The organism is Micromonospora sp. NPDC003776, assembly GCF_053605645.1.
Genome location: NZ_JBSGJR010000793.1, coordinates 1 through 2428, shown reverse-complemented (window position 1 = coordinate 2428; position 2428 = coordinate 1). Strand labels below are relative to the sequence as shown.

The 2428-nt window shown below is 74.6% G+C and carries 1 protein-coding gene; it reads right to left on the bottom strand.

Translation table 11 applies throughout. The annotated features are described in order from the left end of the window. A partial coding sequence (locus tag ACWEVO_RS34985) for a phosphodiester glycosidase family protein (RefSeq protein ID WP_452311690.1) occupies nucleotides 1–2428 on the bottom strand: 2428 nt, incomplete at both ends.

Genomic DNA, 2428 nt, shown 5'->3' with positions numbered 1-2428 from the left:
GGCTGGGTGAGCGCCGCGGTGACCCGCGCCGGCTCGCCCACCGCCGCGCTCGCCGGGGCGGCCAGGGCGAGTCGGTCGACGTGGGCGTGGAACTCCGCCGCGACCCACTCCGGACCCTCGGCGAGCGGGTCACGGCGAGCCTGCTCGGCCTCCTGCGGGGTCACCGGGTCGACGCCGAACTCGGTCCAGCCGGTGAAGCCACCGAGCTGGGCCGGGGTGGAGGGGTTCTTGCCGGAGTTGCCGTTGATCACGTACGGGACGCCGTCGACCCGGTCGGCGTGGAAGGTGCCGACGTGCCCGTTGACCATCAGCGCGCCCTTGCCGGTGCGGTGCTGGAAGTCGGCCAGCCACTGCTCCACCAGGGCCGCCTCCTTCCGGTCGAGCAGCTGGCTGGCCTTGGCCGGGCTGGGGTCGCGCGGCGGGTGGTGGAAGAGCACCGCCACCGAGCCGACGGCCGGGTCGGCCGCCGCCGCGTCCAGGGTGTTCCGCAGCAGCTCCACCTGGTCGAAGCCGCCGCCCCGCAGCGAGCCGGTGGCGGTGCTCAGGGTGACGAACCGGGTGCCGTGGTGGTCGAAGACCCGCGAGGTGTCCCCGAAGACGCTGCGGAAGTTGTCGATCGGCGCGCCCATGATCTCGTGGTTGCCCGGGACGTAGTAGTACGGCAGCTCGCCGCCCAACTCCTCGTCCAGGATCCGCTTGGCCAGCGCGAAGTCCGCCGGGTACGCGGTGTCCACGAAGTCACCGTCGATGAGCAGGAAGTCCGGCTTCGCCGCCCTGACCTCGCGGAGCGTACGACGGGCCTGGGCGACCAGGTCGCTGTCCGGGTCGGCGGCGACGAACTGGGCGTCGGAGAGCACCGCGAAGCGCCAGGGCGCGCCGTCCACCGTGCCGTCACGGAGCACCACCCGGTCGGTGCGGTTCTCCTCGGCCGGCGCCTGCACCGTCGGGGGCACCCGCGCCACCAGGTCGTCGATCACGACCTCGCTCTTGTACTGCTTGGCCGGGTCGGTCTCGGCCACGTAGAACCGGCGCACCCGGACCGGGTACTGCACGCCCGGTGGCACGGTGAATTCCACGTACCGCCAGCCGGTCCAGGTCAGGTACGGGCCGCGGAGCACGAACTGGGTGTCCTGCGCGTCGTGCAGGTGCAGGCTCGGCCACTCCCCGGTGCCGTTGCCCTTGATCCACATTCCGAACGCCTGCGGCTGGCCGGGCACGTCGATCCAGGCGGGCGGGTCCGCGTACGCGGCCCGGGTGCCGGTGGACTGGCTGAAGTCGTACGACATCTTCAGGCCGGTGCCGGTGTGGCCCGGGGCGGGGGCGACCGCACCGCTGGCCCGGGCCTGGCTGAACTTCCAGGCGGCCGCGTCGTCGAAGCCGGCCACCGGCACGTCGGTCAGCCCGACGGTCACCGGCAGCACCGTGGTGCGCGTTCCGACGCGGACGGTGACCAGGGCGGAGCCGGTGCCGTCGAGCGCCTTGACGGAGAGGTTGCCGTCCGCGGTCGGGGTGACCGTCAGCAGGTCGTGGTCGTACTCCAGGCGCAGGTCGGCGGGCTCGATCGGCGCGGTGTTCCCCTCCGCGTCGAAGCCGACCACGCCGAACAGGCCGGTGTCGCCCGCGTTGTTCAGGCCCAGCCGGTCGACGGTGGCGTCGATCCGGTCCAGCGGCCCGAGCACGGTGAGGTCGAGGGTGCCCCGGGCCTCCTCCCGCCAGGCGGTGACGGTGCTGCGGCCGGGACGGGCGGCCCGGAAGACACCGTCGTCGTCCACCGTGCCCTGGGCGGCCGGGTTCGCCCGCCAGTGCGGCGCGCCGGCGGCCGGCCCGTACGTCTCGTCGTAGCCGGCGGCGGTGAGCCGGCGGGTGAGGCCGGGGAAGACCCGGTCGGGCCGACCGCCGCGGATCGGCGCGACGCCCGGCGCGGCGGTCGGGTCGCTGGCGGTCTCCAGCCAGTAGCCGGTGAGCCGGCCGCTGCCCTGCGGGGCGTAGATGGCCAGGCCGTTCGGCACCGGCCGCTCGCTGCCGTCGGACGGGCTGTTCTCCACCTGGACGGTGGCCGCGCCGGGTTCCCGGGCGAGCAGGGTCGACGAGCCGCCGCCGTCGAGGTTGAGCGCGTTCGCCGCGCCCAGCTCGACCATCATCCGGCCCATCTCGGTCTGCGTGACGCCCCGGCTGTCCACCTGCCGGCCGTCGACCGTCAGCGTGATCATTTTGCGCCCGTCGGCGGAGAAGCCGACCGAGGTGCGCGGGGCGAGGCTCTGGTCGGCGATGTTCTGCACCACGCCGTCCCGGACCAGCACGCTGCCGCCGCCGACGGCGGCGCGCGGGCTGCTGCCGTCGGAGGCCTTCGGCCGCCAGGTCACGTCGACCGGGTCGCCGGGGCGCAGCGCGGCCAGGGCGTCGGCCCCGGCCTCCCGGCCGAGCAGCA